This is a genomic window from Methylophaga sp. UBA5088, assembly GCF_002414625.1.
In the GTDB taxonomy this organism is placed as follows: domain Bacteria; phylum Pseudomonadota; class Gammaproteobacteria; order Nitrosococcales; family Methylophagaceae; genus Methylophaga; species Methylophaga marina.
Map to the genome: position 1 here is coordinate 7,072 of NZ_DIAC01000033.1, position 1,314 is coordinate 8,385.

1 protein-coding gene is annotated in these 1,314 nt (G+C 41.5%); it reads left to right on the top strand.

Annotated elements, in window-relative coordinates; genetic code table 11:
* Window positions 1–827 precede the first annotated feature (827 nt).
* Window positions 828–1,145, top strand: a complete 318-nt coding sequence (locus tag B4K20_RS04780; RefSeq protein WP_289282063.1) for a hypothetical protein — start codon at window positions 828–830, stop codon at window positions 1,143–1,145.
* The last annotated feature ends 169 nt before the right edge of the window (window positions 1,146–1,314 follow it).

The following is a 1,314-nucleotide window of genomic DNA, read 5'->3' on the forward strand; positions in this document are numbered from 1 at the left end:
GGCTGGGCAATTGTTGCTTATTCATGAAGGAATCGTAAATAGCTGGCCTATATTGGGAGCGGACGCAGTGTCTAGAGCAAAGTCACTATTAGGTAGTATTTAAGGTTTAGTTCATATAATGGTAGCTATAGGCTCATGTCGTCAGTGAGGCCGTAATGTCTGCTTCTGACAATGTTTGGGCGTTCGGTTATTCATAGCTAAAACGCGGCGCTATATATATGTCATGCCGCAAAAATGGATAGTCACTCATCATTGAACATAGTAAAAATGCATAACAAACACATCAAAATTCGCTCCACTTCGTTACGCTGGATGCACCTGACGGCAAGCCTTTTATGTGGGCGTTAGGTATTAAAAGGAGATCTTTATGGCTTTGTACTTTATAACCTACGACTTGAGGAAGTCGAGGAGCTATCAACCGCTCTATGATGAGCTTGGTAGTTTCAACGGCGTACGTATATTGGAGTCAACTTGGTGCTTCAACCGGGTGAACACAACGGCTAAAGGCCTGCGGGATCACTTTGGGCAATACATCGACAGCGATGATGGGCTAATCGTTTCTGAAGTAACGAATTGGGCTTCTCGCAAGACAGATGGAACACCAAACGACCTTAAGTAGCGGTCATATTAAGTTGGGAGTGTGTCTACTCCTGTCTTACCTAACAAGGCGCTGTAGTCGCTTCGCTGGGACCTCCGTTCTACTGCGCTTCACTACGGACCCTAACCACGGCGTTAGATAGATGAAACTTCTCATACTCACATCTTTCCTATTTCTCTGGTCAATTTCAAACTGCTTTGGCAATGAGAAAACGCTGGAAAGGCTCACTATGGATTATCCACATGGTGAGACTAGAATCCAGATTAGCTCAAACAATGATGCTTACTTATTTTATGGAGCTATTCCTAAATACAAAAAGATCAAAGCTGGGGTTTTTGAGCTTCAACAAGTTTATGAATTATTAAAGCCACACTTACAGAAAAATCTTCCAAGCAATGAGCGCCCCTGTCCTGATGCCATCTATGGCATGGTTGTTATCTTATATTCTGATAACACTCAGGAAAGCTTTCTTATTTACAACCTTGAAGAAGTGACATCAACCATTTTTGAAATGGCAGATAACAATGTCATTGAGGTAGGCCCTTAAAAAGGACGCCGTCATCACTCTGAGCCGTGAATAACAAAACTACCTCCATCAACTTAAAATCAATTGGGTCAGAATGTTTGATTTTAGGCATTCTTACACTGACCCAAATAACAAGGGATTTTTAATTTCAATCAATATGGACAAATATCATCATGCTAAAAAATTACCT